The sequence below is a fragment of the Desulfohalovibrio reitneri genome (genome assembly GCF_000711295.1).
GTDB classification, from domain to species: Bacteria; Desulfobacterota; Desulfovibrionia; order Desulfovibrionales; family Desulfovibrionaceae; genus Desulfohalovibrio; species Desulfohalovibrio reitneri.
On the sequence record NZ_JOMJ01000003.1, the window covers coordinates 690,187 to 715,126 of the forward strand.

A 24,940-nucleotide genomic window follows, 5' to 3' on the forward strand; every position below is an offset into this window, starting at 1 on the left:
AAGCCCCGGCCAGCAAGACCGGGGCTTTGTCATTTAGTGGCGTCAATCGCGCTACCAGACCATGCGCATGGTCACGCCCTGGGCGTGCATGTAGTCCTTGATTTCGGGCACGGTGAACTGGCCGTAGTGAACGATGGAGGCGATGAGGGCGGCCTGGGCCTTGCCCTCTGTCACGGCGTCCACCATGTGCTGGGGACTGCCGGCCCCGCCCGAGGCGATGACAGGGATGTTGACCGCATCCACGATGGTCCGGGTGAGGTTCAGTTCGTAGCCGTCCTTGGTGCCGTCGGCGTCGATGGAGTTGACGCACAGTTCGCCAGCGCCCAGGGACTCGCAGGTCTTGGCCCACTCGATGGCGTCCATGCCCATGTGCTTGCGGCCGCCGTGGATGACGATCTCGTAGCCGGAGGGAATGTCCTCGCTGGGCTCCACACGCAGCACGTCCATGCCCACCACGATGGACTGGGAGCCGAACTGCGCCGCGCCCTGCCCGATGATGTCCGGGTTCTTCACCGCCCCGGAGTTGACAGAGACCTTCTCCGCCCCGGCCTGCAGCACGTCGCGCATGTCCTGCACGGTGTTGATGCCGCCGCCCACGGAGAAGGGGATGAAGATGCGTTCGGCCACACGCTCCACCACGTCCAGGAAGATGCCCCGTCCCTCGTGGGAGGCGGTGATGTCGTAGAAGACGATCTCGTCCGCGCCGGACTCGTAGTACCCGGCCGCGGTTTCCACCGGATCGCCGATGTCCACGTTGCCCTTGAATTTGACGCCCTTGGTCAGCCTGCCGTCGCGCACGTCCAGGCAGGGGATGACCCGCTTACTCAACATGGCCCGCCTCCAGGCAGTAGTCGTGGAAATTGTTCAGGATGCGCAGACCGGGGCGGCCGCTCTTCTCCGGGTGGAACTGGGTGGCCCACAGCCCGTCGCGGCCGTGCACCGAGCAGAACTCGACCCCGTAGTCGGTGACGGCCAGCACGTACTCCTCGTCCGGCACGGGATAGTAGGAGTGCACGAAATAGAAGTTGGCCTCCGGCTCGATGCCTTCCAGCAGCCGGGTTGGACGCTTTATCTCCAGGCTGTTCCAGCCCATGTGAGGCACCCGGATGGGGTCGCCCTTGGCGTCGGTCAGGGCGCGGTTGAAAAGGTCGCAGCGGCCGGGGACCACGCCCAGGGTTTGGGTGTCGTTTTCCGGCGAATAGTCCAGCAGGACCTGGCAGCCCACGCAAATGCCCAGCAGCGGCTTTTCCTCCCAGATGAGGGATTTGAGCACGTCGTCCAGGCCGGTGCGCTTGAGCTCGTCCATGGCCTGCCCGGCCGCGCCCACTCCTGGGAAGATGACCCCGTGGGCCGCGCTCAGGGTGTCGCGGTCCGCGGTGATGACGTTGTCTATGCCGAGGTGGTTGAGGGCGCGGCTGACAGAAGTCTGGTTGCCCGCCTTGTAGTCCAGGATGGCCAGCATGCTACTCCTCCAGGCAGTCGATGCATTCCTCGCCTTCCACCTGGCCGATGGAGGCACCTTCCTCGCCGTGGAGAAGGCCGTGCACCTTCTCGAAATGCTCCAGGGATTGCGCGCCCTGGATGGACACCCCGCCCAGGACGAAGCTGGGTGTACCCCGGAAGCCGAAGGAATTGCCCTCGGTGGCGTCGGAGCGGATGAATTCAATGAGTTTGGGCTTCTTCAAATCCTTGGCCAGCCGCTCGTTGTCGATGTCCAACTCGGCCAGGATGGTCGCCAGGGCGACGTCCTTCTTGTTCTCAAGCTCGTCCTGGTTGGCGAAGATCAGGTCGTGAAAGCGCCAAGCCTCTTCCTCGTCCTGCAGGGCGATTGCCTCGAAATGCTTGGCCAGCTCCAGGGAGAAGGAACTGCGCGGCATGTGCTTGAACTGGAAGCGGACGGAATCGGGATGCTCGGCCAGGAACTCGTCCACGGTCGCGGCGGCTTCTGAGCAGTAGGGGCAGAGGAAGTCGGAGTAGGCCACCAGGGTGGTTTCCGCGTCCTCCGGGCCACGGATGGGCCGCTCGGTGTTGATCGTGGGTTCGAGGGGATTCTCCAGCTCGTTTTCCATCCGCTCGCGCTTTTTGGCGGCCTTTCTGTCGTCCACCCCCTGCTCCACGATCTCCAGCACCTCGATGCTGTGGTCACGCAGCACGTCCAGAACGATTTCGGGATTCTCCTTCAGCAGCTTCCGCAGCTCCTGGCGAAGGCCGCTGTCGTCGGCCCGGGCGGTGATGGGCAGCAGCAGGGCGATGCAGACTATGAATACACGGTACATGAAGGACTCCGGTAATGGTTTGGAAGAGGGTTCTTATGGCAGAAAGCCCGGGCGAAGGCAAACCGCGCACCAACCGCCCGGACCCGTTCGGGCGGACCATCCGAGGCGGGAGGAAGGGTCTTGGAAAGCGGTGGCGAAGAGGCTATGTTCCCTCGCCTGAAGCGAACAAGCAAGGAGATCTCATGTATATTGTGACCGGCGGCGCCGGATTCATAGGCAGCGCTTTCGTCTGGAAGTTGAACAGGATGGGCATCGACGACATCCTGGTGGTGGACAACCTGTCCCGCAGCGAGAAGTGGCGCAACCTGGCCCGGCTGCGCTACGCCGACTACATGCATCGCGACGAGTTCATGCGCCGCCTGCGGGCAGGGATGGAGGGCGGCCGCGATCCCTTCGGCGCGCGGGCGGTCATCCACATGGGGGCCTGCTCCGCCACCACGGAAACGGACGCGGACTTCCTGATGGAAAACAACTTCCGCTACACCCAGACCCTGGCCCTGTATTGCGAGGCCTTCCGCGCCCGGTTCATCAACGCATCCAGCGGGGCCACCTACGGGGACGGCTCGCTGGGCTTCTCCGACGACGAGCAGACCATGCTCTCGCTGAAGCCGCTGAATATGTACGGCTACTCCAAGCAGCTTTTCGACCTCTGGGCGCACCGCACTGGCCGCCTGCGCCGTCTGGCCAGCCTGAAGTTCTTCAACGTGTACGGTCCCAACGAGTATCACAAGGGCGACATGATGAGCGTCATCTGCAAGGCCCACAAGCAGATACGCGAGACCGGCAAGCTGAAGCTCTTCAAATCCCACCGGGCCGAGTACGGCCACGGCGAGCAGATGCGCGACTTCATCTACGTCAAGGACTGCCTGGACGTGATGTGGTGGCTGCTGGAGAACCCCGCGGTCAACGGGGTCTACAACGTGGGCACGGGCACGGCCCGCACCTGGAACGATCTGGCCAGGTCCGTTTTCCAGGCCATGGGGCGCGAAGTGGACGTGGAGTACATCGACATCCCCGAGGCCATCCGCGAGAAATACCAGTACTTCACCGAAGCGCCGGTGGAAAAGCTGCGCCGGGCGGGATACGACAAGGATTTCAACCCGTTGGAGCGGGGGGCGGGGGAATACGTGCGGGAGTATCTGGAAAAAGACGACCCCCACCTCGACGCGTTGGCGTAAGGCGGGGGTCTCCCCCTCCGGTCAACTGCGGCTGGAGCTTTTGAGATCGTAGGATTTCTCGATGAGCTCCAGGATGAGCATGACCAGCGCCATGTCCTCCTTGTTCTCGGCCGTGGTTTCCTCAAAAAGATAGGCCTTGAACATGGAGATGATCTCGCTGATGGCCGACGGCCCGCCGCTCGCGGGCGAGCCCAGGTAGGCCATGTCCAGCAACATGAGGATGTAGTGCTTCCAGTCCTCGTGGAAGTGCAGGTGGTGGTCCAGCAGCCTGCGCACTGTGAGCAGGCCATAGAGCACGTTCTCGAAGGTCGAGAAATCGCGCCGCCAAATGTCGGCCTTGCTGACCTCGGGGCGTCCCGGTACGCCGTTGTGCGCGGACGACTCTTTCTCGGTCTTGGCCTGAACGTATTCCTGAAGGGAGATGACCCTTCCCATGCTCGTCTCCTCCCTAAGCGTTGGCGGCCGGGTGGCCGGCCCGTTCTTCCGCCCCGTCCTGGGGCCTTGCCAACTGTTTCGGCGCTCGGGGAGAAAACTTTACCGTGATTTCGGGAATTCGGGGACGATCCCCCGGGGAATCGAAGAGATGTCCCTCGAAGCGGGCAGGGCTGGTCAGCGGCGCTTGAAGAGCCGTTCAAGGTCGTGAGCGGAAAGGCGCACAAGGGCCGGACGGCCGTGGGGGCAGTTGTCGCGGTTGCTGGTGGCGGCCCAGGTCTCCAACAGGGCCAGGGCTTCATCCCGGGCCAGGGATTCGCCCGCCTTGACCGCTGAACGGCAGGCCAGCAGAACCCAGATGTCTTCCAGGCTCTTGGCCTGGCCGGAGAGGGCGGCACGCAACAGGTCCACGGCCCTGCCCGGGGTGAGGTCGGGCGGCAGACCGGTGACACGTAATCCCTCGCGGCCCTGTGTCGCCAGTTCGAAGCCCGCGGCCCGCAGGTCCGGCCACAGTTCCTCCAGCCGGTCGGCCTCGCTGGGGTGCAGGGCCATGTCCATGGGGATGGCCAGGGGGCGGGAGTTGCCCGAGCGGCCGCGTCGCAGGAAAGCTTCGTACAGCACGCGCTCGTGGGCCGCGTGCTGGTCCAGGATGCCCAGGGAGCCGTCCGGCAGGGAGAGCAGCAGGTAAGTATTCTCCACTTGGCCCAGGTAGCTGGGCAGGGCTCCGGCTGGCTTGGCTTCCGGTATATCAGGGATTTGGGCCCGCCCGGAAGGCGTGTTTTCGTCTTCATCATCCCTGGGCAATGGGGCGGCGTATTCAGGCGCGGGGGGCGCCGCCGGCGTATATGGCCGACCGCTGGGACGACCGCCGGAGGACCAGGTGCGAGAAGAGCGCAGGTCCAGCCTGGATTGGCTGGGCGTGGAGCGAGGGGAGGGCTCGGCCGAAGGTTCGTTGGCCGTGGACGGACCTGTTGCATCTGGCTTGGCTTCCGGCCAGCTCACCGTCCCCATGCCCTCCAGGGCGCGAAGCACCACACGCCGCACTAGGCCGAATACCCGTTTCTCGTCGCGGAAGCGCACTTCAAGCTTGGCCGGGTGGACGTTGACGTCCACTTCGTGCAGCGGAAGCTCCAGGAAAAGAGCGGCCTGGGGGTGTTCCCGGGCAAGCAGCCGTCCCTTGTAGGCCTCGCGCAGCGCGCCTTGCAACAGCTTGTCCTGCACGGGGCGGCCGTTGACGAAAAAGAGGATGCGGTCGGGCCGCCCCTGGGCCTGGCTGGGGTCGCCGACCAGCCCGGATAACTTGAAGGGACCGTCCTCGCCAGAGGCATCGGCCAGGTTGCGGCAGGCAGCCGGGGGCCACAGGGCGTCCAGGCGCTGCCGCAACGTCTGCTCCGGAGGAAAGCGGAACACGTTCCGCCCGCCGGAGGTGAAGGAAAATCCGCAATGCAGGTTGGCCAGGGCCAGCCGCTGCAGCGATTCCTGGCAGCGCTTGGCTTCAGTGGTCTCCGTCTTGAGGAATTTCAGCCGTGCCGGGACGTTGGCGAAGAGGTCGCGCACTTCCACACGGGTGCCTTCGGTCGCGGCCGCAGGCATGGGCTCTCCCTGCTCGCCGTGCTCCACGGCGATGCTGGTGCCCTCTTCAGCGCCGCGCGGCGTGGACGTCACGGTAAGCCGCGCAACCGAGCCGATGGAGGCCATGGCCTCGCCCCTAAAGCCGAAGCTGCCTATGGAGGCCAGATCGGTGAGGTCGGCGATCTTGCTGGTGGCGTGGCGGGTGACGACCAGAGGCAGTTCTTCCGGCGGGATGCCCCAGCCGTTGTCCGTAACGCTGATGCGCCCCTGCCCCCCGCGCTCGATGGCCACCTCGATGCGGTCCGCGCCCGCGTCCAGGGCGTTTTCCACCAGTTCCTTGAGCACGCTGGCGGGGCGTTCCACCACCTCGCCGGCGGCGATCTGGTTGGCCAGTTCGGGGGAGAGCTCCCGGATGGAGCGGCGGTCGTTCTGCGGCATGAAGTCCGTGAGCCCGATCAGAAGCCCATGCCCACGTGCGGCGTGTCGAAACCGAGGATGGTGAACCAGACGGTGAAGCTGGTGTCGTATTCGGTTTGCTGGAATTCGCCTGTCAGATCCCAGCACTGGGCGTGGTAGGTCAGGCCAATCTGACGGAGCACGTCGTTGTTGTTCTCTATATCTCGCTGGTAGCGCCCGGTGAGCTCAAGGGAGGCGGGCAGCTTGGCAGTGAAATCCGTACGCAGCATGTTCAGGCCGCTCTGGTCCCGGGAGTGGTCCTCAATGTCTCTGTAGTAGGTCCAGCGCGCGCTGAAGCTGCCCCATTTTTCTTTTTCCATGTTCAGCCCGAGTTCCTGCTGGGTGACACCGTCGCCGTAGACCGAGGTGAAGGTGCGTGAGAAGAGGGAACCCCACTCGTACGGGGAAATGGTCAACTCGGCCAGCACGTCGGAGAAGGGGCGGCGCTCGTAGCGGCCGAGCCGGTCGTCCCGGTCCGCCTCCCGCAGGTCGTAGGATTGCTCCAGGCGCAGCCGCAGGAACTCGCGGCGGGAATACCGCAGTTGCGGCTCCACCCCGCCCTGACCGTCCTCACGCAAGGCCACCTCGGCGCGTTTGCGGGAGAGCAGGTTGGTCAGGGAGTAGCGCAGTTCGTTTTTGGGGCGAATGCGGTCCTTGCCGTCAAAGCTGGGCAGTTCGTCCTGGTCCTTGTTGGGGGTCCAGTCGTATTCCACGCGGGGCTGTATGGCATGGCGCAGCTTGACCCAGGTGCCGTTGCCCGCGCCAGAGAGCAACAACTCGGGGTCGTCGTGCACGTCGTAAACGCCGGAAATTTCGCTGAAGGCGGTCACTCCGGCGCTGGGCAGGCTGCGCGACTGGGAGCTTGAGCCGGATCGGCCGGCGGGGTTGTCCTCGAAATCGCTGATGGCGTAGCCGGTGCCGCGCCAGGAAGCGCGGGGAATGACCGTGCCGTACTGGCTGGACAGGGGCATCGAAAGCTCGGGCTTGAAGTCCACCCGGCCGCCGGAGTTGCCGTAGCGGCGGGTGAAATAGGTGCCCTCCAGCTCGGATTGGAACTCCAGGGGGGTGCCGGGGATGGCCTGCTTGTAGGCGTAGGCGGAGAGCTCGGGCAACCGCTGCGGCGTGGGGTCGCGTTCGCCGGAGAGGTTGCCGTTGCGGTAGCGCAGGTTCTCAATGTATTCGGCCTTGGCGTTTACGGCGAAACGGGCGAAGAAGTCGCGGGAGGCGAGGATGCTGGAGGTTCGGTTGGTGGAGTCGATGACGTCCAGGCCGCGACCGAACTGGTCCTCGAAGTCGTCCCGGCTTTGTTCGTAGGAGGTGTGGCCCAGCCGGAAGGTGCGCAGGTAGTTCTGGTCGGAGACGTAATCCACGTCCAGCTTGAGCTTGTTTTCCGGGTCGAACAGGTAGCCGTCGAATTTGCTTCGCACCCAGTAGCGGTTGTGGTTTTTCCGCACTAGGCCGTCGTTGTCGAACTGGTCGTCCTCGTCCGCCTCGATGGAGGCTGTGTGGCGGTCGTTTATGAAGTCGGCCCGCCACAGTCCGCGCGTGTCAACGTCTGGCGTGTGGCGGTACTCCAGCCCGCCCATGAGCCCGCGTTTGCCGTAGTAGTCGCCGTACACGGTCAGGTCGCGCTCTTCGCTGATGGCCCAGTAGTAGGGCTGGCTGTAGTAGGTGCCGAGGCGGTCCGATCCGCCGAATTCGGGAGCCAGGAAGCCGCTCTGCCGCTGCCCGATCATGGGGGCGCGGAGATAGGGGGCGTAGAGCACGGGCGCGCCCCGCACACGGAAGATCGCTCCCTCCACTTCGGCGTGCTCCTGTTCGGTCAGTGAGCCGGAATCCGCCTCGATGGACCAGTCGGGATTTTCGCCCTCGCAGGCGGTCAGGGTGGCGCGTTGAAATGTGTACGTCTTGGCCCCGGTTTTCTGGAAAACGTCGCCCTTGATCTTGATGTCCTGGTCCGGGACGAAGACCAGGCCGTTGTCGATGCGGCCGATGGTCTCTTCCAGATCGAACTCGGCCTTTTCGGCAAAAATTTCGTAACCCTGCCAGACTGCGTGGACGTCGCCTTTGAGATATATCCAGCGGGTCCCCCGGTGGTATTGGGCATACTCCGCCCGCAGCATGTTGCCCGCCGCGCTGCGCAGGGTGGCGTTGCCCCAGGCCTCGATGATGCCCGCGGCGTGGTTGGTGGCCAGCCGGTCGGCTTCAAGGTTCCAGCGGTCGGCGAGTTCCGCGCTACCGGCGAAGACGGGCCACAGCAGCGACAACGCCAGCAATCCGGCCAAAAGACGAGGCGGAATGGTGCGGCGCGGCGCTCTCCGCTGCGGTGGGGTGTGACGATGGCTCATGCAGTGCACTTGCTTTTCCGCGAAAAGACTGGCCCGGATTGGCGAGTTGACTAGCACCTTTCCCCGTCAAGCACAAGCGGGCCAATCCGCCGAGACCCTTCATCCACGCGGTTTTTGGGACTTCTCATTGGTGTCCTGAAGATGTATGCAAACACCTTGTCCGCAGGAACAGGGAACCTGGAGACCCCATGAGCATCCCCCACAACAAGGTGCGGGCCCGCATCGATCTCGATAGCATCCGGCACAACTACCTTTTCCTTAGACAGCATGGGGGCAATCCCTATCCGGTCATCAAGGCCGACGCCTACGGGCACGGCTTGGAGCGGGTGGCTGCGACGTTGGCCGAATCCGGGGCGAAAGCCGCCTGCGTGGGCTCGCCCGCCGAGGCCCTGGCCCTGCGGGAATCCGGTTGGGAAGGGCGCATCGTGGCTTTGCTCGGCCCCCTTGACGCCGAGGACTACGGCTGTTTGGCCGAGGCTTCGGCCGTGGCCATGATCCACCGGTTCGACCAGCTTGCGGCCCTGGCTGAACGAGCTGGTTCCAAACCGCTGCCCGTGGCCCTGAAATTCGACACCGGCATGGGACGGCTGGGCTTCGGGCAAAAGGACCTGATCAAACTGGCGGGCGTGCTGGCCGACAACCGCTCGCGCTTGGACCTGGCCATGGCGGTCTCCCACTTGGCCACGGCCGACGACCCGGATCAGGCATTCCTGGAACAGCAGATGACCCGGTTCGCAGACGCATGCGCCGAGCTTCGCCGGGCGGGCTTCGTCTTCGAGGCCTCCCTGGGCAATTCCGCCGGGCTGCTGGCCCGCTCCGACACGCGGCTGGACATCCAGCGGCCGGGCATCGCCCTCTACGGCGGCAATCCGTTCCATGGCACCTCCCTTGAGGAATTGGGGAGCGGCCTGCGTCAGGCCATGCACGTCAGCGCCCCGGTGCTGCAGGTGCACGACCTGGCAAAAGGGGAAAGCGTCAGCTACGGCCGGACCTTCACCGCCCCCACATCCATGCGGGTGGCCATCGTGGCCGCGGGCTACGCCGACGCCTATTCCCGGGTGCTTTCCGGCAGGGGGGCCGAGGTATGCCTCAAGGGCAGCCGCGCCCGGGTTCTTGGACGGGTCTGCATGCAGCTTACCGTTGTGGACGCCACGCGTATCGGAGAGGTGGTTCCCGGCGAGCGGGCTTGGCTGTTGGGCGGAGAAGGGGAAGGATTTGTCCCGGCCAACGAATTGGCGGGCTGGTGGGGGACCAACTCCTATGAGGTATTCTGTGTGCTGGGCCTCAACAGGCGGGAGTACACGGACGCGGGCGTATGAAAACGGGCCGGCTCCCGTGGGGGAACCGGCCCGCGTTGCGCTGCCTCGGAATGATCGGGCCGCTCAGGCGGCTTTTTCGCCTGTAAACTGCAGGATGGGTTCGATCACGGCGCGCATGGCCTTGGCCGTTTCGGTGTCCGGAAAAACCTTGCCGTAATTGAAGCCTTCGTCACCTGCGCGGGCCAATTCCGGGTCCATGGGGATGCGGCCCAGGAAGGGCACGCCCATCTCCGCGGCCAGCTTCTCCCCGCCCTTGGAGGAGAAGATTTCGTGCTGTTTGCCGCAGTCCGGGCAGACGAATCCGCTCATGTTCTCCACCACGCCCAGCATGCGGCCGCCGACGTGGCCAACGAAGGTGATGGAGCGGCGCACGTCGTCCACCGAAAGCATATGCGGAGTGGTGACCACCACGGCCTGTGCCTCGGGGCCAAGGAGCTGCATCACGGTCAGGGGTTCGTCGCCGGTGCCCGGGGGGCAGTCGATGACCAGGTAATCCAGCTCGCCCCAGTCGGTCTGGGCGAGGAACTGGCGGATGACGCCGATCTTCATGGGCCCGCGCCAGATGACCGCTTCGGAGTCATTGGGCATGAGGAAGCCCAGGGACATGACCCACAGGTTGCGCTCCCACTGCACCGGCTCCATGCGGCTCTCGCCGACCACCTGGGGCTGCTTTCCCTGCAAACCCAAAAGGCGGGGGATGGAGGGGCCGTGGACGTCAACGTCCAGCAGCCCGACCTTCTTGCCCTCCTGGGCCAGGGACATGGCGATGTTGGCCGCCACGGTGGACTTGCCCACGCCGCCCTTGCCGGAGAGGACGACCAGCTTGTTCTTGACGCGGCCCAGATTTTCTTCCAGGGCGATCTGCTCCGGGGACTTGCCCTCGCAGTTTTCCTTCATTTCATCAGAGCAGCTCGACCCGTGCGAGCAGCTTTTGCACGCTTCGCTCATGTGCGGTTCCTCCTGAATGTCACGATCGGATGAAGCGTTTCCAGGGAAGGGACACGCCCCTCCGTCCGATCCTGCGGGTAGTCATTCGCGACGGAAATGGCAAGCCCTACCAGTGACCTTGGCGGTCCGGCCCTTCGGCCGGCTGGAGGCGGCCGGCCTTGAGATTCTCGATGGCGCCGGCCACGGTGTCTCCCTCGACCAAGTAGATATCAATGCCTCCCTTGCGCAGAGCGGTGAAAGCCTTTGGGCCCACATGGCCGGTGATGACGGCCTTCGCTCCTGCGTCCGCCACGTTCTGGGCGGTTTGCAGGCCCGCCCCTTGGGCCAATTGCAGGTTCTGGCCGTTGGCCCGCCAATTCCAGTCGCCGGAATCGGTGTCGTAGATCACGAAGCCTTCGGTTCGGCCGAAGCGGGGGTCGATTGGTGATTCAAGGGATTGCTCGCGGCAACTCACGGCGATTTTCATTTTTCCTCCTTGGTGTTGTGCGCGGATAACGCCCCGCGGCGGCCTCTACCCTGGCCGTCGCATGGTGCTTTGTTGCGGCGGCAACGGCCCGGCATGGCCAAAGCGTCCAGTTTGTCCTCCCGCAAAGCCCGCAGCACCTCGTCCACTTGGCCGCAGGTCCAGGAGCGCAGGGACAGGCCGGATTGCGCCAGGCGTTCCTCCACGCGGCGGCACAGCGCGCCGCAGATCAAAAAACGCGCCCCGCAGGCCAATGTGGCGGATATCCTGTCCGTTGGGTCCTTTGAGGGAAGGGGGAGGCGGCCTGCGGGGCGAATATGACCATCCTCCGCCAAGTCGAAGAGGCGGAGTTCGGTGGCGTTTTCAAAGACCGAGGCGAGTCGGTTTTCATGGCAGGCGAGACAGATGAGCATCGTTTCCTGGCCCCGATCGCGGTTTACGGCAATGGACAGCAGGAACGATGCCAACTAAAAAAATAAGTATATCCGGGCGCTTTCAGGCGAAAGAGAGGAGGTATGGGCGCGTCGCGCGCCCAGTCGGTGAAGGGTGTGGGCGCGTTATTCGCCTTCGCCGCAACGGGCCAGCATGCGGCGCAGGGTGTCCTTGGAGATGTCCAACTCGCGGCAGGTCCGCATCTTGCGGCCCTGGTTGCGGGCCAGGGCTTCCCGCACGGCGCGGCACTTGATCTCCTCCAAGCTCATCGGGCCGTGGACGGGGGGGTCGCCGTGGGAAGGGCGCAGGTGTTCGGGAAGATGCTCGGCCTGAATGAAGCCGCCGTGGCAGAGGATGAAGGCGAATTCCAGGATGTTCTCCAATTCGCGCACGTTGCCGGGGAAGTCGTGCCGCATGAGTACGGACATGACGTCTTCGCTCACGCCGTCTATGGATTTGCCGGTGGAGGCGTTGAGCCTGGTCACGATGTGGTCCACCAGCAGAGGGATGTCCTCCCTCCGCTCGGAAAGGGGAGGGAGGCGCAGGCTGACCACGTTGAGCCGGTAGAAGAGGTCCTGACGGAAGGAGCCGTCGGCCACCCTGGCGTCGAGGTCCTGGTTGGTGGCCGCGATGACCCGCACATCCACCGGTTCGCTTTCCACCGCTCCCAGCGGTTCCACCCGTTTTTCCTGTAGCACGCGGAGCAGCTTTACCTGCAAGGCCTGCGGCATATCGCCGATTTCGTCCAGGAAGAGTGTGCCTCCTCGAGCCAGGGCGAAGCGGCCGGGCTTGTCGCGGCGGGCGTCGGTGAAGGCCCCGGCCTTGTAGCCGAAAAGTTCGGATTCCAGCAGGTTGTCCGGCAGGGCGCCGCAGTTGACCGCCACAAACGGCCCTCGGGCCCGGTTGGAGCGGTTGTGGATGGCCCGGGCGAAAAGTTCCTTGCCCGTGCCGGAAGGCCCCAGCAGGAGGACGGTGGATTCCGAGGCGGCCACCTGGGGAAGGATGTTGAAGATCTTGGCCAGGGAGGCGCTTTTCCCCACGATGTCGTCGAAGGTGTAGGCGGCCTGCATCTCCTTGCGCATGAGGTGCAGGTCGGTCAGGTCGCGAAAGGTCTCCACTCCGCCGATGACCCGCCCGGACTCGTCGTACAGGGGGGCGGCGGAAATGGAGACGGGAATCTTCTCCCCGGTGGCGTCGAGGATGAAGATGGAACGGTTGGACAGGGTCTGGCCCTGGGCGATGCACTCTCCCAGGGCGCAGTTCCCGTCACACAGCGAGGAGTGCAGCACGTCGAAGCACTTGCGGCCCACCGCCTCGGCCGGGTCGACCTTGGTGATGCGGGAGGCCGCCTTGTTGAAGAAGGTGATGTTCCAGTCGCGGTCGACGGTGAAAACGCCGTCGGCCAGGCTGTCGAGAATGGCCTCGCAGGCCGCTGGAACCTGCTCGAACACGAGCTACCCCTTCTTGTCCGTCACCTTGGTCCGCAGCCACTCGTACCAGGGGGCGAGCCCCTCGCCGGAGCGGCAGGACAGGGGGAATACCTGGATGTCCTCGTTGATGCGCTTGCCCTGTCCGGCGGCTTTGTCCAGGTCGAAGTCCACGTAAGGCAACAGATCGACCTTGTTCAGGACCATGGCTTCGGACTTGTGGAAGAGCAGGGGATACTTTTCCGGTTTGTCGTCGCCCTCGGTCACGGACAGGAGCGCCACGCAGGCGTCCTCGCCCAGGTTAAACTCCGCCGGGCAGACCAGGTTGCCCACGTTCTCGATGAAGAGGATGTCAAGGCCGTCCAGGTCCAGGGACTCCAGGGCGGAGAGGACCATGGAGCCGTCCAGGTGGCAGCCGCCGTCGGTGTTGATCTGCACGGCCTGGGCTCCTGTGGCGGCCACCCGCCGGGCGTCATTGTCCGTCTGCAGGTCGCCCTCGATGACGGCCATCTTGTACTCCCCGGCCAGCTCGGCCAGGGTCTTTTCCAGCAGGGCGGTCTTGCCCGCGCCGGGGGAGCTCATGAGGTTGAGAACCAGGATGCCACGGTCGTCGAAGAGCTTTTTCAACTCCGCGGACATGCGGTCGTTGGCCTCGAGGATGTTGCGAACAACGGGAATCTGCATGCTCGTTCCTTTCTCGCGGGTCATTCCGCTTCGATGTGCTCGATGTGGAGTTCTCGGCCGCTGACCAGTTCGTGCCCGATCTGCTCCTCGCAGTAGGGGCATGGGGAGATCATGGCGGCCAGCCCTTCCGGTGTGAATTCCCGTCCGCATCCGCCGCACTTGAGCACCAGGGGAACCTCTTCGGTCTCAAGCCCCGCGCCCTCGAATTCTGTGTCGCGTGTCAGGGCCTCCCAGGCGAAGTCCAGGGCCTCGGGCACCACGTGGGTCAGCTTGCCGTGTTTGATCTTGACCGAGTGGAGGGTGGAGACGTTGTGGGTGGCCATTTCCTGGCGAATCAGGTCCAGCAGGTTTTGGACGATGGACATTTCATGCATGGACGAAAGCTATAATGAATCCACTCCGGCGCGTCCAGGGGCGTTCGTTGGGAAAGCCCCTGTGGTCTTGACTTTCCCGCCGCCTTGGCGTTTCGTTCGGCAACATGGCCCTTCCGTTCGGAACCTCTCGCCGTTGCCGGAATGATTTCGACCGTTCACGGATGACGGCTCGCCCCGGGGCGGGGGCGAATGTACGAAAACGCAACAAGGAGCCCGCATGTACGTTGGTCTGAAGATGCTGAAGAAGTTCGCCACAGTGACTCCCAAAACGCTGGTCAAGGACGCTGACAAGCTCATGGAGGAGGAGAAGCTGTGGATGCTTTTGGTCATGGATGGAGAGAAGCTGGTGGGCTATCTGCGCAAGGAGGACATCCGCGCCGCGCTGCCTTCCATCATGACAACACTCGAGAAGCACGAGCTCAATTATCTGCTCAGCAAGCTCACGGTGGAAAAGATCATCCGCCGCGACATCACTTCCATCCCTCCCACGGCGGAAATTGAGACCGCCGCCGAGGTCATGTTCGAGAAGAACCTGGCCGGACTGGCCGTGGTGAACCATGACGGCAAGCTGCTGGGGTACATCAACCGCACGGTTATGCTCGACGTTTTGGTGGAGGAGATGGGCCTGCGCCAGGGCGGGCAGCGCATCGCCTTCGACACGCCGGACCGCCCCGGGGTCATTCGCGAGGTTTCGGGCATCATCGCGGACATGGGGATGAGCATCATCTCCACCGGCACCTTCTTCCACAACGACCGGCGCATGGTGGTCATCCGGGTGGCCACGGACGACGCCTCGCCCGTGGCCGCGGCCCTGCAGGACAAGGGCTACCGGTTGGTTACGGCCGAGGACTTCGTTTCGGAGTGGCTCTGAGATGGGGAAAGCCCTCCTGGAAGCGGACAAGCTGACCCTGACGTTCAAGGGCATCGCCGCCCTGCTTGACGTGGGATTCTCCGTGGATGAGGGCTCCATCGCCTCGCTCATCGGCCCCAACGGAGCGGGCAAGACTTCCTTGTTGAACTGCGTGTCCGGGCGCTACACGCCGGACTCCGGCTCCATCAGCCTCAAAGGGCGAGACCTGCTGGCTGTGCCGGCGCACAAGCGCACACGCCTGGGGCTTTCGCGCACCTTTCAAAACATCGCCCTGTTCAGGGGGCTGAGCGTGCTGGACAACCTGATGGTGGGCCGCCACGCCCGCATGGAGTACGGTCTGCTGGCCGGTATTCTCTACGCGGGGCGAGCCAGGCGCCTGGAGGACGCACACCGCGAGCGGGTGGAGCGGGTCATTGATTTTCTGGGCTTGTCCGCCCACCGCCACCAGCCCGCGGGCAGGCTGCCCTATGGTGTGCAGAAGCGGGTGGAGTTGGGCCGCGCCCTGGCCGCCGATCCGGAGCTGATTCTGCTGGACGAGCCCATGGCGGGCATGAACCTGGAGGAGACCGAGGAGATGGCCCGCTACATCCTCGACATCAACGAGGAGTGGGGGGTGACGGTCTTTCTGGTGGAGCACGACATGGGCGTGGTCATGGACATATCGGACAAGGTGGTGGTGCTGGACTTCGGCCAAAAGCTGGCCGAGGGCACGCCCGCCGAGGTCCAGCGCGACGAGGCCGTTGTGGCCGCCTACCTGGGCAGCGAGGACGCCGCCTTCCTGGGGCGATGAGGGATGGGCATGCCGGAAGCCTACGAAACGACCCTGCCGAGGCTGCTGCTCAAGCAGGCCCGTGAACGGGGCTCCGCGACAGCCCTGCGGGAGAAAGAGTTCGGCATCTGGCAACCCGTGACCTGGGCCGAACATCTGCGCGTTACCTCGGAGCTCGCCGCCGGGCTGAAAGAACTTGGCCTTGGCACGGGGGACATCGTCATCCTCATCGGCGACAACCGCCCGGAATGGTTGTGGGCCGAGTTGGCCATTCAGGCTTTGGGGGGCATGGCCCTGGGGCTTTACCAGGACGCCCCGGCCGAGGAGATCGCCTACATCTTCGAATTGGCCGAGGCGCCGCTGGTGGTGGCCGAGGACCAGGAGCAGGTGGACAAGATGCTGGAGCTGCGGGAGAGCCTGTCCTACGACCTGCGCCACATCGTCTACCACGACCCCAAGGGCTTGGCATCCTGCGACGCACCCGGCCTGCTGTCCTTCGACACGGTGCGGGAAATGGGCCGGGCGGAAGCGCACCGCTTCGGGGAGTGGGCGGAGGAGGGGGCGCCGGACGATCCCTGCCTGGTGGTGACCACCTCCGGCACCACGGGCCGTTCCAAGCTTGCCGTGCTGTCCCACCGCAACATGCTTTCCATGGCCGCCAACCTGGGCGCGGTGGACCCCAAGAGGCCCAGCGACGAGTTTGTTTCCTTCCTGCCTTTGGCCTGGATAGGCGAGCAGATGATGGCTGCGGCCTCCAGCCTGCTGTTCGGTTTCTGTGTCAACTTCCCGGAGGAAGTGGACACGGTGCAGGAGAACATCCGCGAGATAGGCCCCCACGTCATCTTTTCCCCGCCCCGTGTGTGGGAGAACATGGCCGCCAGGGTGCGGGTGCGCATCATGGAGACCACGCCGCTGAAGCGGTTCCTCTACAACCGGTTCATGGCCGTGGGCACCCGCATGGCGGACACGCGCTTCCGGGGCGACAAACCCGGCGCGGCCCTGCGGCTGGCCAACCGGACGGCGGAGTGGCTGCTCTTTCGCCCCCTGCGCGACCGCCTGGGCTTCTCCCGCATCCGCTCCGCCTCCACAGGCGGCGCGGCTTTGGGGCCCGACACGTTCCGCTTTTTCCACGCCATCGGGGTCAATCTCAAACAGATTTACGGCCAGACCGAGATCGCGGGCATCTCCTGCATCCACCGTGACGGAGACGTGGACTTCACCAGCGTGGGCCAGCCCATCCCCGAGACCGAGATCGCCTTGAGCGACGAAGGGGAGATCCTCTCTCGCAGCCCGGCGGTCTTTCTCGGCTACTACAAGAACGAGGAGGCCACGGCCGAGACCCTGGAGGACGGCTGGCTGCGCTCGGGCGACGCCGGGTACTTCGACGAGCGGGGCAGGCTGGTGGTCATTGACCGCCTCAAGGACGTCATGGAATTGGCTTCCGGCGAGAAATTCTCCCCGCAATTCCTGGAGAACAAGCTCAAGTTTTCCCCCTATGTGCGCGAGGCCGTGGTGCTGGGAGCGGGACGCGAGCACGTGGCCGCCATCGTCTGCATCGATCCGGAAATCGTCGGTCGCTGGGCCGAGTCGCGGGCCATCACCTACACCACCTACCAGGACCTGGCGGCCAAGCCCGAGGTCTACGATCTGGTGCGCGAGGCCATCATGGGGATCAACGAGGAACTGCCCGAGGCGCAGCGCATCCGCCGTTTGGCCCTGCTGTACAAGGAACTGGACGCCGACGACGGCGAACTGACCCGGACCCGCAAGGTGCGGCGCGGCGTGGTTTCAGAGCGGTATGGGAAACTGGTGGAGGCGCTCTACACCCAAGAGGACTCGCTGCGCCTGCGCACGGAAATCCGCTACCAGGACGGCTCGGCCAGGCGCATGGACGGGACCATCCGGTTGGAGAACGTTTAGTGGAATACTACCTGCAGCTCTTCATCAACGGGCTGGTCATCGGCTCCATCTACTCCCTGGTGGCCCTGGGGTTCGTCATCATCTACAAGGCCACCAAGGTGGTCAATTTCGCCCAGGGCGAGATGCTCATGGCCGGGGCCTACGTCTGTTTCGCTCTGACCGTGCAGGCCGGGCTGCCCTTCATCGCCTCCTTCCTGCTGACCCTGGGCTTCTCCGTGCTGCTGGGCCTGTGCATCGAGCGTGTGGTGCTGCGCCCCATGATCGGCGAGCCCATCATCTCGGTGATCATGGTCACCATTGGCCTGTCCAGCGTGCTCAAGGCGCTGGTGCAGCTCTTCTGGGGCACGGACATCCGCGTCTACCCCCAGGTGCTTCCGGAGGAACCCATCTTCCTGGCCGGGGTGCCGGTGGCCCCGGTGTACGTGGCCGCATTCCTGCTGGCCGGGCTGCTCTTCGCGGCCTTCACTTTCTTCTTCAAGTACTCGCGCACCGGCATCGCCATGCGGGCCACGGCCTTCGATCAGCAGGCCGCCCAGTCCATGGGGGTTTCCATCAAGCGCATCTTCGCCCTGTCCTGGTGCATCGCCGCCGTTGTTTCCTCCATCGGCGGGGTCATCCTGGGCAACATCAACGGCATCAACAACCAACTCGGCGTGCTGGGGCTGAAGGTCTTTCCCGCGGTCATCCTTGGCGGGCTGGACTCCCTGCTGGGAGCGGCCGTGGGCGGCCTGGCCATCGGCGTGCTGGAGAACGTGCTGGGCGGCGCGGCCAAGGAGTTCCTGGGGCTGTCCGGCTTCCGCGAGGTGGCGGCCTTCATCGTTCTGGTCATCATTCTCATGATCCGGCCCTACGGCCTGTTCGGGGAAAAGGAAATCGAGCGGGTGTGACATGCGGGGAAAATGCGGCCTTTTCTACACCTCCTACGGCCAGGAGCGGGCGCTTCTCACCACCCCTTCCCAGAAGTGGCGCTTCGGCCTGTTCCTGCTGGTCTACCTGCTCTCCCCCCTGGCACTGGACGCCTACGATCTGTCCGTGCTCATCATGGTCCATATCGCGGTCATCGGAGCGGTTTCCCTCAACTTGCTGACGGGCTCCTGCGGGCAGATTTCCCTGGGGCACGGCGCGTTTTTGGGCGTGGGGGCCTACGGCGCGGCCTACTGCACGGCCAATGGCGTGCCTTTCGTGCCGGCGTTGTTGCTGGGCGGGACGGCCTCCGCATTGGTGGGGCTGCTCTTCGGCATCCCGTCCCTGCGGCTGAAGGGCATATATCTGGCCATCGCCACCCTGGCGGCGCAGATCATCCTGACCTACGTCTTTCTGCACTGGGACGCGGTCACCGGCGGGGCGCACGGCATGATGGTGGCCACTCCCTCCATCCTGGGCTACGCCTTCGACACCGACGCCAAGACCTTCTTCCTGACTCTGGCGGTGGCCGTGCTGGCCATTCTGACCGTGGCCAACATCCTGCGCACCCGCACCGGAAGGGCCTTCGTGGCCGTGCGGGACCACTACCTCTCGGCCGAGATCGTGGGCGTGAACCTGTTCCGCACCAAGCTCGTCGCCTTCGGCGCAAGCTCCTTTCTGGCCGGTGTGGCCGGTGGATTGTGGGGCCATTACGTGATGTACATTACCCCGGAAATGTTCGGCATCGGCCTGTCCATCTCTTACCTGGCCATGATCATCATCGGCGGGCTGGGCAGCGTGCAGGGCGCGGTATTCGGGGCCATCTTCATCACCCTGTTGCCGGAGTTCCTCAACTGGGGATCGGGCGAACTGTCCGGGCTGCTGCCAGGGGTGGCCGATTCGCTGATGGCCATGAAAGAGGGCATTTTCGGCCTGGTGCTGGTGCTGTTCCTGATTTTTGAACCGGAAGGGCTGAACCGCCGTTGGCAGCTCTTCAAGGCCTACTGGAAACTCTACCCCTTCGCTTACTAGGAGGTGCGCCATGTTTGTATTCCGCCAGCTAGGGGGCTTCCCCCCGCATAGCCATCACGCCGCCCACATCCGTCGAAGCTGGCAGCATTCCCCACCGCCAACCCTGTGAGGTAGACCATGACCGCTCTCCGCCTGTTCGCCCTGTGCCTGGCCCTGTGCCTGGCCGCGGCCCCGGTTTCCGCCAAGACCATCAAGATCGGCGTCCTCTCCACTCTTTCCGGCCCCACCTCCGACGTGGGCGTTCCCTATTCCGAAGGCGTCAACGACTGCGCCGACTGGCTCAACCAGACGGACTTCATTCCTGGGCACACCCTGGAGCTTTTGACCGTTGACTACGCCTACAACGCCCAGCAGGCCATCGCCGCCTACAAGCGGTTCACCGCCAAGGACAACATTGTGGCCCTGCAGGGCTGGGGCACCGCCGACACCGAGGCTCTGACCCGCTTCGTGGCCAAGGACAAGATTCCCACCGTGTCGGCCTCCTATTCGGCCCACCTGACCGACCCCGCCAAGGCGCCGTATAATTTCTTCATCGCGGCCGACTATTCCACTCAACTGCGGGCCGCGCTGAAGTACTTCCGCGAACGGTGGGACAAGGACCGCGCCCCGCGCTTGGCCCTGATGTACCCCGATCATCCCTACGGCCTCTCGCCGATTGAAGCGGGCAGGAAGTACGCCAAGGAGATCGGCTACGAGATCGTGGGCGAGGAGAACGTGGCTTTGGGCGCGCTGGAAGCCACCACCCAGCTTCTCGCGCTGCGGGAGGACGAACCGGATTTTGTCTGGATCGGCGGCACAACCTCCTCCACGGCGGTCATCCTCAAGGACGCCGCCAAGCTGGGCATGGACCCGGTGTTCTTCACCAACATCTGGGGCGCGGACGAGAACCTGCCCAAGCTGGCGGGTGACGCGGCCGAGGGCTGCTATTCCCTGCAATCCGCCGTGGCTTACGGCGCGGAAGTGCCCGGCATGGAACCCATCAAGGAAGCCACCGGCGGCGAGCCGAAGATGACCCACTACATCCGGGGGTTCGCCTCCATGTACGTCATGGCCGAGGGCATTCGTCGGGCGGCGGAGGAGGGCGAGATCAACGGCCCGGGCGTCAAGAACGCCCTGGAGACCCTGCGGGACTTCGACCCAATGGGGCTGACCCCGCCCATCAGCTTCTACCCGGACGACCACCGGCCCAACATGTCCGTTTTCATCTATCAGGTCGAGAACGGCCAACTGGTTCTGCGCGGCGAGCCGAGCCTGGAGCGCAAGGACGAATGGCTCGGACACTAGAAGGACCTCGGGATGAAGGCGCGGTGGACCTGCTGGCCATCGAGAACCTGGAAGTCGTCTACAACGACGTTGTGCTGGTGCTGAAGGGCTTGTCCCTGCGCGCGGCCAAGGGACGCATCACCGCCTTGCTGGGCGCCAACGGAGCGGGCAAGTCCACCACCCTCAAGGCGGTCTCCGGGCTCTTGCACAGCGAGGACGGCAAGGTAACGGACGGCAGGGTGCTGTTGGACGGCCAGCCCATCCACGGCAAGCCGCCGGAAAGCATCGTGCGGCGCGGCGTCTTCCAGGTCATGGAGGGCCGCCGCATCTTCGAGGATCTGAGCGTGGAGGAAAACCTGCTCTGCGGGGCCTACTCCCGCCCCAGAGGGGAGTTCGCCCGGTCCGCCGAGCGGGTGTATGAGTACTTCCCCCGTCTGGCCGAGCGAAAGGGGCAGCTGGCCGGGTACATGTCCGGCGGGGAGCAGCAGATGCTGGCCATCGGGCGGGCGCTCATGGCCCGGCCGGGCCTGCTCTTGCTGGATGAACCATCCCTGGGGCTGGCCCCCATGCTGGTGGAGGAAATCTTCGGCATCATCCGCCAGATCAACCAGGAAGAGGGCGTGACCATCCTCCTGGTGGAGCAGAACGCCCGCGCCGCCCTGCATATCGCCGAACACGGCTACATCATGGAGTCGGGCCGGATCGTCATGGACGGTCCGGCCGCCTCCCTGCTGGACAACCCGGACGTGCAGGAATTCTACCTGGGCATGGGACACGGCGGGGAGAAACGCAGCTATCGCGACGTGAAGCATTACCGCAGGCGCAAACGTTGGCTGGGATAGGAGGACGCATGGCCGATCTGGAGCGCAGGAAGGGTTTTTATGGCGACCGGGAGCGCGAATCCCCGGTAATGCGGGCCGAACGGCAGTGGGTGCTGCTGGAAAAGCTCATCCGCAGGGCGTACGAGGGGTCGGCGGAGTTCAAGTCTCGGCTGGCCGGAATCGGCGCCAAGCCCGGGGACATCCGTTCCATTGAGGACTTCCGCCGTCTGCCGGTTCTGCCCAAGAAGGACCTGCTCGCGCGGCAGTGTTCGGGACCCGGCCTGGGCGGCATGCTGACCACGGAGCCCGGGCGGCTGGGCCGTATCTACCAGTCGCCCGGCCCCATCTACGACCCGGAAGGACGCGGGCCGGACTACTGGGGCTGGGCCGAGGCTTTCTTCGCCGCCGGATTCCGCCAGGGGGATGTGGTTCAGAACACCTTCTCCTACCACCTCACTCCGGCGGGACTCATGCTGGAGGAACCGCTGCGGGCCATTGGCTGCGCCGTCATTCCCGCCGGGCCCGGCAACACGGAAAAGCAGATCGAACTCATGACCGATCTGCCGGTCACAGGCTTCGTGGGCATGGCCTCGTACCTGCGGGTCATCGCGGACAAGGCGGCGGAAAAGGGGCTGGACCTGTGGAAGGACTTTTCGCTGGAATGCGCCTTTGTGGCTGCGGAGCGGCTTTCCGAGTCGATGCGTTCGGAGCTTGAGTCGGATTTCGGCATGCTCATCCGCCAGGGCTACGGCACGGCGGACGTGGGCTGCATTGCCTACGAATGCCTGGAACTGGGCGGCATGCACCTGACCTCACGGGGGCTGGTGGAGATATTGGACCCTGTGAGCCGCGAACCAATGAGTGCGGGGGAGATCGGCGAGGTGGTATTCACCCCCTTTAGCGAGGAATATCCGCTCATCCGCTTCGCCACCGGCGACTTGTCCTTCGTGGTGGATTCCGAGTGTCCGTGCGGTCGCACCTCCCCAAAGCTGGGCGGGATCCAGGGCAGGGTGGACGACACCGCCAAGGTCAAGGGGCAGTTCATTTATCCTTCTCAGGCGGCCGAGGTGTTGGAGCGATTCCCGGCGGTGACGGCCTGGAGGCTGGTGGTGGACAACCCCGGCGGAAGGGATCGGCTCCGGCTGCTTGTGGATGCCCGGGAAGGGCTGGACGAGAAGGCTTTGGTGCGGGGCTTTCAGGAGGCCTGCAAGCTGCGGCCGCTGGTGGAGCGGGTCGAGGGGCTTGAAGAGGGTCCCAGGTTGCGCGACGAACGCGAGTTTGATTGAATCCCGTCTTCTTTCAATTGCCGAAAAAGAGAAGGGTGCCCCGGATTATCCGGGGCACCCTTCGCGCTTTCACCGTGGCGACTGTCTAGCAGGCGCAGGAGCCGCCCGAGCCGCAGCTCGAGGCGCAACCGCCGCCGCCCAGCTCCAGGTTGGAATTCACCTGGAAGCCGAGGTAGGACATGTCGATGGTCACGGGTTGGGCTTTGTCGTAGAGTTCCTTGTCCATGACGAAGGTGTAGCCGTTGTTCTCCACCTTTTCGTCGGTATCACGCGGCTCATCCAGAGCCAGCGAAAGCCTCGGGCCTGCTCAACCGCCGGTGGCGAGATACACGCGGATGGGAGAGACCTCCTTGTCCGCGAAGTACTTGTCCAGTTGCTCCTTGGCGGAGTCGGTGACTTCGATCATCAAGTTCTCCTTGCAGATTGCTCTTTGTCCTATGAAGACTAAACGGCGAGCGGCCTTTGTCAACGAGGAAAAGGCAAATTGCAAGGTCTGTGCGAATTTTCACGATCTTTCCAGGCGGATTTTCGTGCCGCCCCGTACGTACAATCCATTGCGCGAAGCCCCTGCCTGCTCTATAAGGGCCTTTTTCGAGGAGGAACCCATGGAAGCAGATCGCGTCATCGCCTCGGGCGAGGAAATGGAAGGCATGATCCAGCGGCTGGCCGAGGAGATCGCCTCCGGCCACGGGGACCTCACCGAACTGGCTCTGGTGGGCATCCAGCGCAGGGGGGCCGACCTGGCCGACAGGCTGAAAACCATGCTGGACGGCAGGGGGAACGTCCGGGTGCCCCTGGGCAAGCTGGATATCAACCTCTACCGCGACGACTGGACTTCCCTGTCGGTACAGCCCTTCATCCAGTGCACCGAGATTCCCTTCGACCTGCCCAGCTACCGCATCATTTTGGTTGACGACGTGCTCTTCACCGGCCGCACCATCCGGGCCGCCCTGGAGGCGGTGCTCGATTACGGCCGACCCAAGAAGGTGGAACTCCTTGCCCTTGTGGACCGGGGGCACCGCGAACTGCCCATTCAGCCGGATTTCGTGGGGACAACCGTGGAAACCGGCCTGGACGACCGGGTCAATGTTTTAGTGCGGGAGCGCGACGGCGAGGATTCCATCAAGGTGGTGCGCGCCTGATGGAGCCTCCCGACGAATTCGATTTCCTGTTCGCAAATTCGGCTCTTCATGCGCTTTGACCCTTCATCGCTCTGATGGGCGGCCACCCGGCCGCGTACTTCATCCCCTCTTCGACAGGTTGACCATGCCGCGTCCTTTCTCGGCCATCGGCCCGGGCGTGCGCCTGATGGTCGTTTCCGCCTTCTGGTTCAGTCTGGGCACAGCCTGCGTCAAGGCGGTGGGTGAACAGGTCGCCCTCATGCAGATTGTCATGGCCAGGGGGCTGATAAGCGCTCTTATTTGCATTCCGCTCATGCGGCGGGCCGGCGTGCATCCCATGGGGATCAACAGGCGGCTGTTGCTATTGCGCGGCGGACTGGGATTCGGGGCCATGAGCCTCTCCTTCTACGCCATTCTCCATCTGCCGCTGGCGGACGCGGTGACGCTGTTCTACCTCCACCCGGTTTTCGCGGCCCTGTTGTCCATGTGCATGGGGCGGGAGGCGTTTTCCAAGCGCACCGGGCTGTCGCTTCTGCTGGGTTTGGCGGGCGTGGTGGTCATCGCCCGCCCCGCCTTCCTCTTCGGAGCGGAGGCGGCCCTGCCCCTGTGGCCCTTGCTGGCCGCGCTGGCCTCCTCCTTCTTCGCCGGAACGGTGAAGGTTATTCTGCATGAGCTAGGCCGGACCGAGCATCCCCTGGGCCCAACCTTCTATGTCAGCCTCATGAGCGCCGCGCTGGCAGGGGCGGCTTCCATTCCGGTCTGGGTCTGGCCGGACGTATGGGGCGTGGCCCTGCTGCTGGGCATTGGCGCACTGGCCACCGTGTCGCAGTACACCATGACCAGGGCCCTGGCCCTGGAACCGGCGGGCCGCGTTTCGGTGGCCGGGTACACGCAGGTTGTCTTCGCGGGAGTATGGGGCGTGCTGTTCTTCGCCGAGGTGGTCGGCGCGCCTTTCTTCCTGGGGGCGGGACTGATCCTTGGCGGCTCGTTGCTGGCGGGGCGTAGGGGCGTCAAACAGAAGGAACCCGGCCAGTTCGCGCCCTGA

Annotated in this window: 25 protein-coding genes; 12 read left to right on the forward strand and 13 right to left on the reverse strand. The window is 64.5% G+C overall.

What is annotated here, in order from left to right; all coding sequences use genetic code 11:
* Positions 1 to 51: 51 nt before the first annotated feature.
* The 3 genes from hisF to N911_RS0103775 are packed head-to-tail and all read right to left on the reverse strand — an operon-like array spanning position 52 to position 2,276.
* Positions 52 to 831: an imidazole glycerol phosphate synthase subunit HisF gene (hisF, locus tag N911_RS0103765; RefSeq protein WP_029894487.1), complete on the reverse strand. Its 780-nt coding sequence runs from the start codon at positions 829 to 831 to the stop codon at positions 52 to 54.
* Positions 821 to 1,462 carry an imidazole glycerol phosphate synthase subunit HisH gene (gene hisH / locus N911_RS0103770; RefSeq protein WP_029894489.1) on the reverse strand — a complete coding sequence of 214 codons (642 nt, stop codon included), beginning with the start codon at positions 1,460 to 1,462 and terminating at the stop codon, positions 821 to 823. The genes hisF and hisH overlap by 11 nt, the downstream gene beginning before the upstream one ends.
* Before the next feature lies 1 nt (position 1,463).
* Positions 1,464 to 2,276, reverse strand: a complete 813-nt coding sequence (locus tag N911_RS0103775; protein ID WP_081859038.1) for a DsbA family protein — start codon at positions 2,274 to 2,276, stop codon at positions 1,464 to 1,466.
* Positions 2,277 to 2,458: 182 nt separating this feature from the next.
* On the opposite strand from N911_RS0103775, the gene rfaD reads away from it, so the two are divergent.
* Entirely contained in the window at positions 2,459 to 3,454 is a 996-nt protein-coding gene (rfaD, locus tag N911_RS0103780; protein ID WP_029894493.1) for an ADP-glyceromanno-heptose 6-epimerase, read from the forward strand.
* Positions 3,455 to 3,475: 21 nt separating this feature from the next.
* Here the strand turns inward: rfaD and N911_RS0103785 are convergent, their stop codons facing one another.
* The 3 genes from N911_RS0103785 to N911_RS0103795 form a co-directional block, all read right to left on the reverse strand.
* A complete protein-coding gene (locus N911_RS0103785) occupies positions 3,476 to 3,889 on the reverse strand; it encodes a hypothetical protein (protein ID WP_029894496.1) in 414 nt (137 codons plus the stop codon).
* Positions 3,890 to 4,063: 174 nt separating this feature from the next.
* On the reverse strand, positions 4,064 to 5,896 hold the full coding sequence (gene mutL, locus N911_RS0103790; protein WP_029894497.1) for a DNA mismatch repair endonuclease MutL: 1,833 nt from the start codon (positions 5,894 to 5,896) through the stop codon (positions 4,064 to 4,066).
* 17 nt (positions 5,897 to 5,913) lie between these two features.
* Positions 5,914 to 8,262, reverse strand: a complete 2,349-nt coding sequence (locus N911_RS0103795) for an LPS-assembly protein LptD (RefSeq protein WP_081859039.1) — start codon at positions 8,260 to 8,262, stop codon at positions 5,914 to 5,916.
* 188 nt (positions 8,263 to 8,450) lie between these two features.
* Between N911_RS0103795 and alr the strand changes: the two genes are divergently transcribed.
* Positions 8,451 to 9,581: an alanine racemase gene (gene alr, locus N911_RS0103800; protein ID WP_029894502.1), complete on the forward strand. Its 1,131-nt coding sequence runs from the start codon at positions 8,451 to 8,453 to the stop codon at positions 9,579 to 9,581.
* A 63-nt stretch (positions 9,582 to 9,644) separates the two neighbouring features.
* Here the strand turns inward: alr and N911_RS0103805 are convergent, their stop codons facing one another.
* The 6 genes from N911_RS0103805 to N911_RS0103830 all read right to left on the reverse strand — a co-directional run bounded on the left by N911_RS0103805 (position 9,645) and on the right by N911_RS0103830 (position 13,900).
* The gene (locus N911_RS0103805; RefSeq protein ID WP_029894504.1) at positions 9,645 to 10,529 is read right to left on the reverse strand and encodes an Mrp/NBP35 family ATP-binding protein; all 885 of its coding nucleotides are present in this window, start codon (positions 10,527 to 10,529) and stop codon (positions 9,645 to 9,647) included.
* Between the two features lie 106 nt (positions 10,530 to 10,635).
* Complete coding sequence (locus N911_RS0103810; RefSeq protein WP_029894506.1) at positions 10,636 to 10,995, reverse strand: NifB/NifX family molybdenum-iron cluster-binding protein; 360 nt, start codon at positions 10,993 to 10,995, stop codon at positions 10,636 to 10,638.
* Positions 10,992 to 11,405 (reverse strand): NifB/NifX family molybdenum-iron cluster-binding protein, encoded by a 414-nt coding sequence (locus N911_RS0103815; protein WP_051693891.1) that lies wholly within the window; start codon positions 11,403 to 11,405, stop codon positions 10,992 to 10,994. The genes N911_RS0103810 and N911_RS0103815 overlap by 4 nt, the downstream gene beginning before the upstream one ends.
* Positions 11,406 to 11,549: 144 nt before the next feature.
* Complete coding sequence (locus N911_RS0103820) at positions 11,550 to 12,875, reverse strand: sigma-54 interaction domain-containing protein (protein WP_029894510.1); 1,326 nt, start codon at positions 12,873 to 12,875, stop codon at positions 11,550 to 11,552.
* A gap of 3 nt (positions 12,876 to 12,878) precedes the next feature.
* Positions 12,879 to 13,535, reverse strand: a complete 657-nt coding sequence (gene hypB, locus N911_RS0103825; RefSeq protein WP_029894512.1) for a hydrogenase nickel incorporation protein HypB — start codon at positions 13,533 to 13,535, stop codon at positions 12,879 to 12,881.
* 20 nt (positions 13,536 to 13,555) lie between these two features.
* Positions 13,556 to 13,900 (reverse strand): hydrogenase maturation nickel metallochaperone HypA/HybF, encoded by a 345-nt coding sequence (locus tag N911_RS0103830; RefSeq protein WP_341860290.1) that lies wholly within the window; start codon positions 13,898 to 13,900, stop codon positions 13,556 to 13,558.
* A gap of 226 nt (positions 13,901 to 14,126) precedes the next feature.
* On the opposite strand from N911_RS0103830, the gene N911_RS0103835 reads away from it, so the two are divergent.
* The 8 genes from N911_RS0103835 to N911_RS0103870 all read left to right on the forward strand — a co-directional run bounded on the left by N911_RS0103835 (position 14,127) and on the right by N911_RS0103870 (position 22,774).
* The gene (locus N911_RS0103835) at positions 14,127 to 14,780 is read left to right on the forward strand and encodes a CBS domain-containing protein (RefSeq protein ID WP_029894514.1); all 654 of its coding nucleotides are present in this window, start codon (positions 14,127 to 14,129) and stop codon (positions 14,778 to 14,780) included.
* 1 nt (position 14,781) lies between these two features.
* The gene (locus N911_RS0103840) at positions 14,782 to 15,570 is read left to right on the forward strand and encodes an ABC transporter ATP-binding protein (protein ID WP_029894515.1); all 789 of its coding nucleotides are present in this window, start codon (positions 14,782 to 14,784) and stop codon (positions 15,568 to 15,570) included.
* Positions 15,571 to 15,579: 9 nt separating this feature from the next.
* Positions 15,580 to 17,469 (forward strand): AMP-binding protein, encoded by a 1,890-nt coding sequence (locus N911_RS0103845; protein WP_029894516.1) that lies wholly within the window; start codon positions 15,580 to 15,582, stop codon positions 17,467 to 17,469.
* Positions 17,469 to 18,356 carry a branched-chain amino acid ABC transporter permease gene (locus N911_RS0103850; RefSeq protein WP_029894518.1) on the forward strand — a complete coding sequence of 296 codons (888 nt, stop codon included), beginning with the start codon at positions 17,469 to 17,471 and terminating at the stop codon, positions 18,354 to 18,356. Before N911_RS0103845 ends, N911_RS0103850 begins: the two co-directional genes overlap by 1 nt.
* Before the next feature lies 1 nt (position 18,357).
* Positions 18,358 to 19,404 carry a branched-chain amino acid ABC transporter permease gene (locus N911_RS0103855; protein WP_029894520.1) on the forward strand — a complete coding sequence of 349 codons (1,047 nt, stop codon included), beginning with the start codon at positions 18,358 to 18,360 and terminating at the stop codon, positions 19,402 to 19,404.
* Between the two features lie 117 nt (positions 19,405 to 19,521).
* Entirely contained in the window at positions 19,522 to 20,688 is a 1,167-nt protein-coding gene (locus tag N911_RS0103860) for an ABC transporter substrate-binding protein (protein ID WP_029894522.1), read from the forward strand.
* Entirely contained in the window at positions 20,673 to 21,509 is an 837-nt protein-coding gene (locus N911_RS0103865) for an ABC transporter ATP-binding protein (protein ID WP_051693893.1), read from the forward strand. Before N911_RS0103860 ends, N911_RS0103865 begins: the two co-directional genes overlap by 16 nt.
* Positions 21,510 to 21,517: 8 nt before the next feature.
* Complete coding sequence (locus tag N911_RS0103870; protein WP_029894526.1) at positions 21,518 to 22,774, forward strand: phenylacetate--CoA ligase family protein; 1,257 nt, start codon at positions 21,518 to 21,520, stop codon at positions 22,772 to 22,774.
* Between the two features lie 85 nt (positions 22,775 to 22,859).
* Here N911_RS0103870 and N911_RS18725 read toward each other — a convergent pair whose 3' ends face one another.
* The gene (locus N911_RS18725; RefSeq protein WP_237559884.1) at positions 22,860 to 23,180 is read right to left on the reverse strand and encodes an IscA/HesB family protein; all 321 of its coding nucleotides are present in this window, start codon (positions 23,178 to 23,180) and stop codon (positions 22,860 to 22,862) included.
* 199 nt (positions 23,181 to 23,379) lie between these two features.
* On the opposite strand from N911_RS18725, the gene pyrR reads away from it, so the two are divergent.
* Both pyrR and N911_RS0103885 read left to right on the forward strand, forming a co-directional pair.
* Complete coding sequence (pyrR, locus tag N911_RS0103880) at positions 23,380 to 23,916, forward strand: bifunctional pyr operon transcriptional regulator/uracil phosphoribosyltransferase PyrR (protein WP_029894529.1); 537 nt, start codon at positions 23,380 to 23,382, stop codon at positions 23,914 to 23,916.
* A 124-nt stretch (positions 23,917 to 24,040) separates the two neighbouring features.
* Positions 24,041 to 24,940, forward strand: a complete 900-nt coding sequence (locus tag N911_RS0103885) for a DMT family transporter (protein ID WP_029894532.1) — start codon at positions 24,041 to 24,043, stop codon at positions 24,938 to 24,940.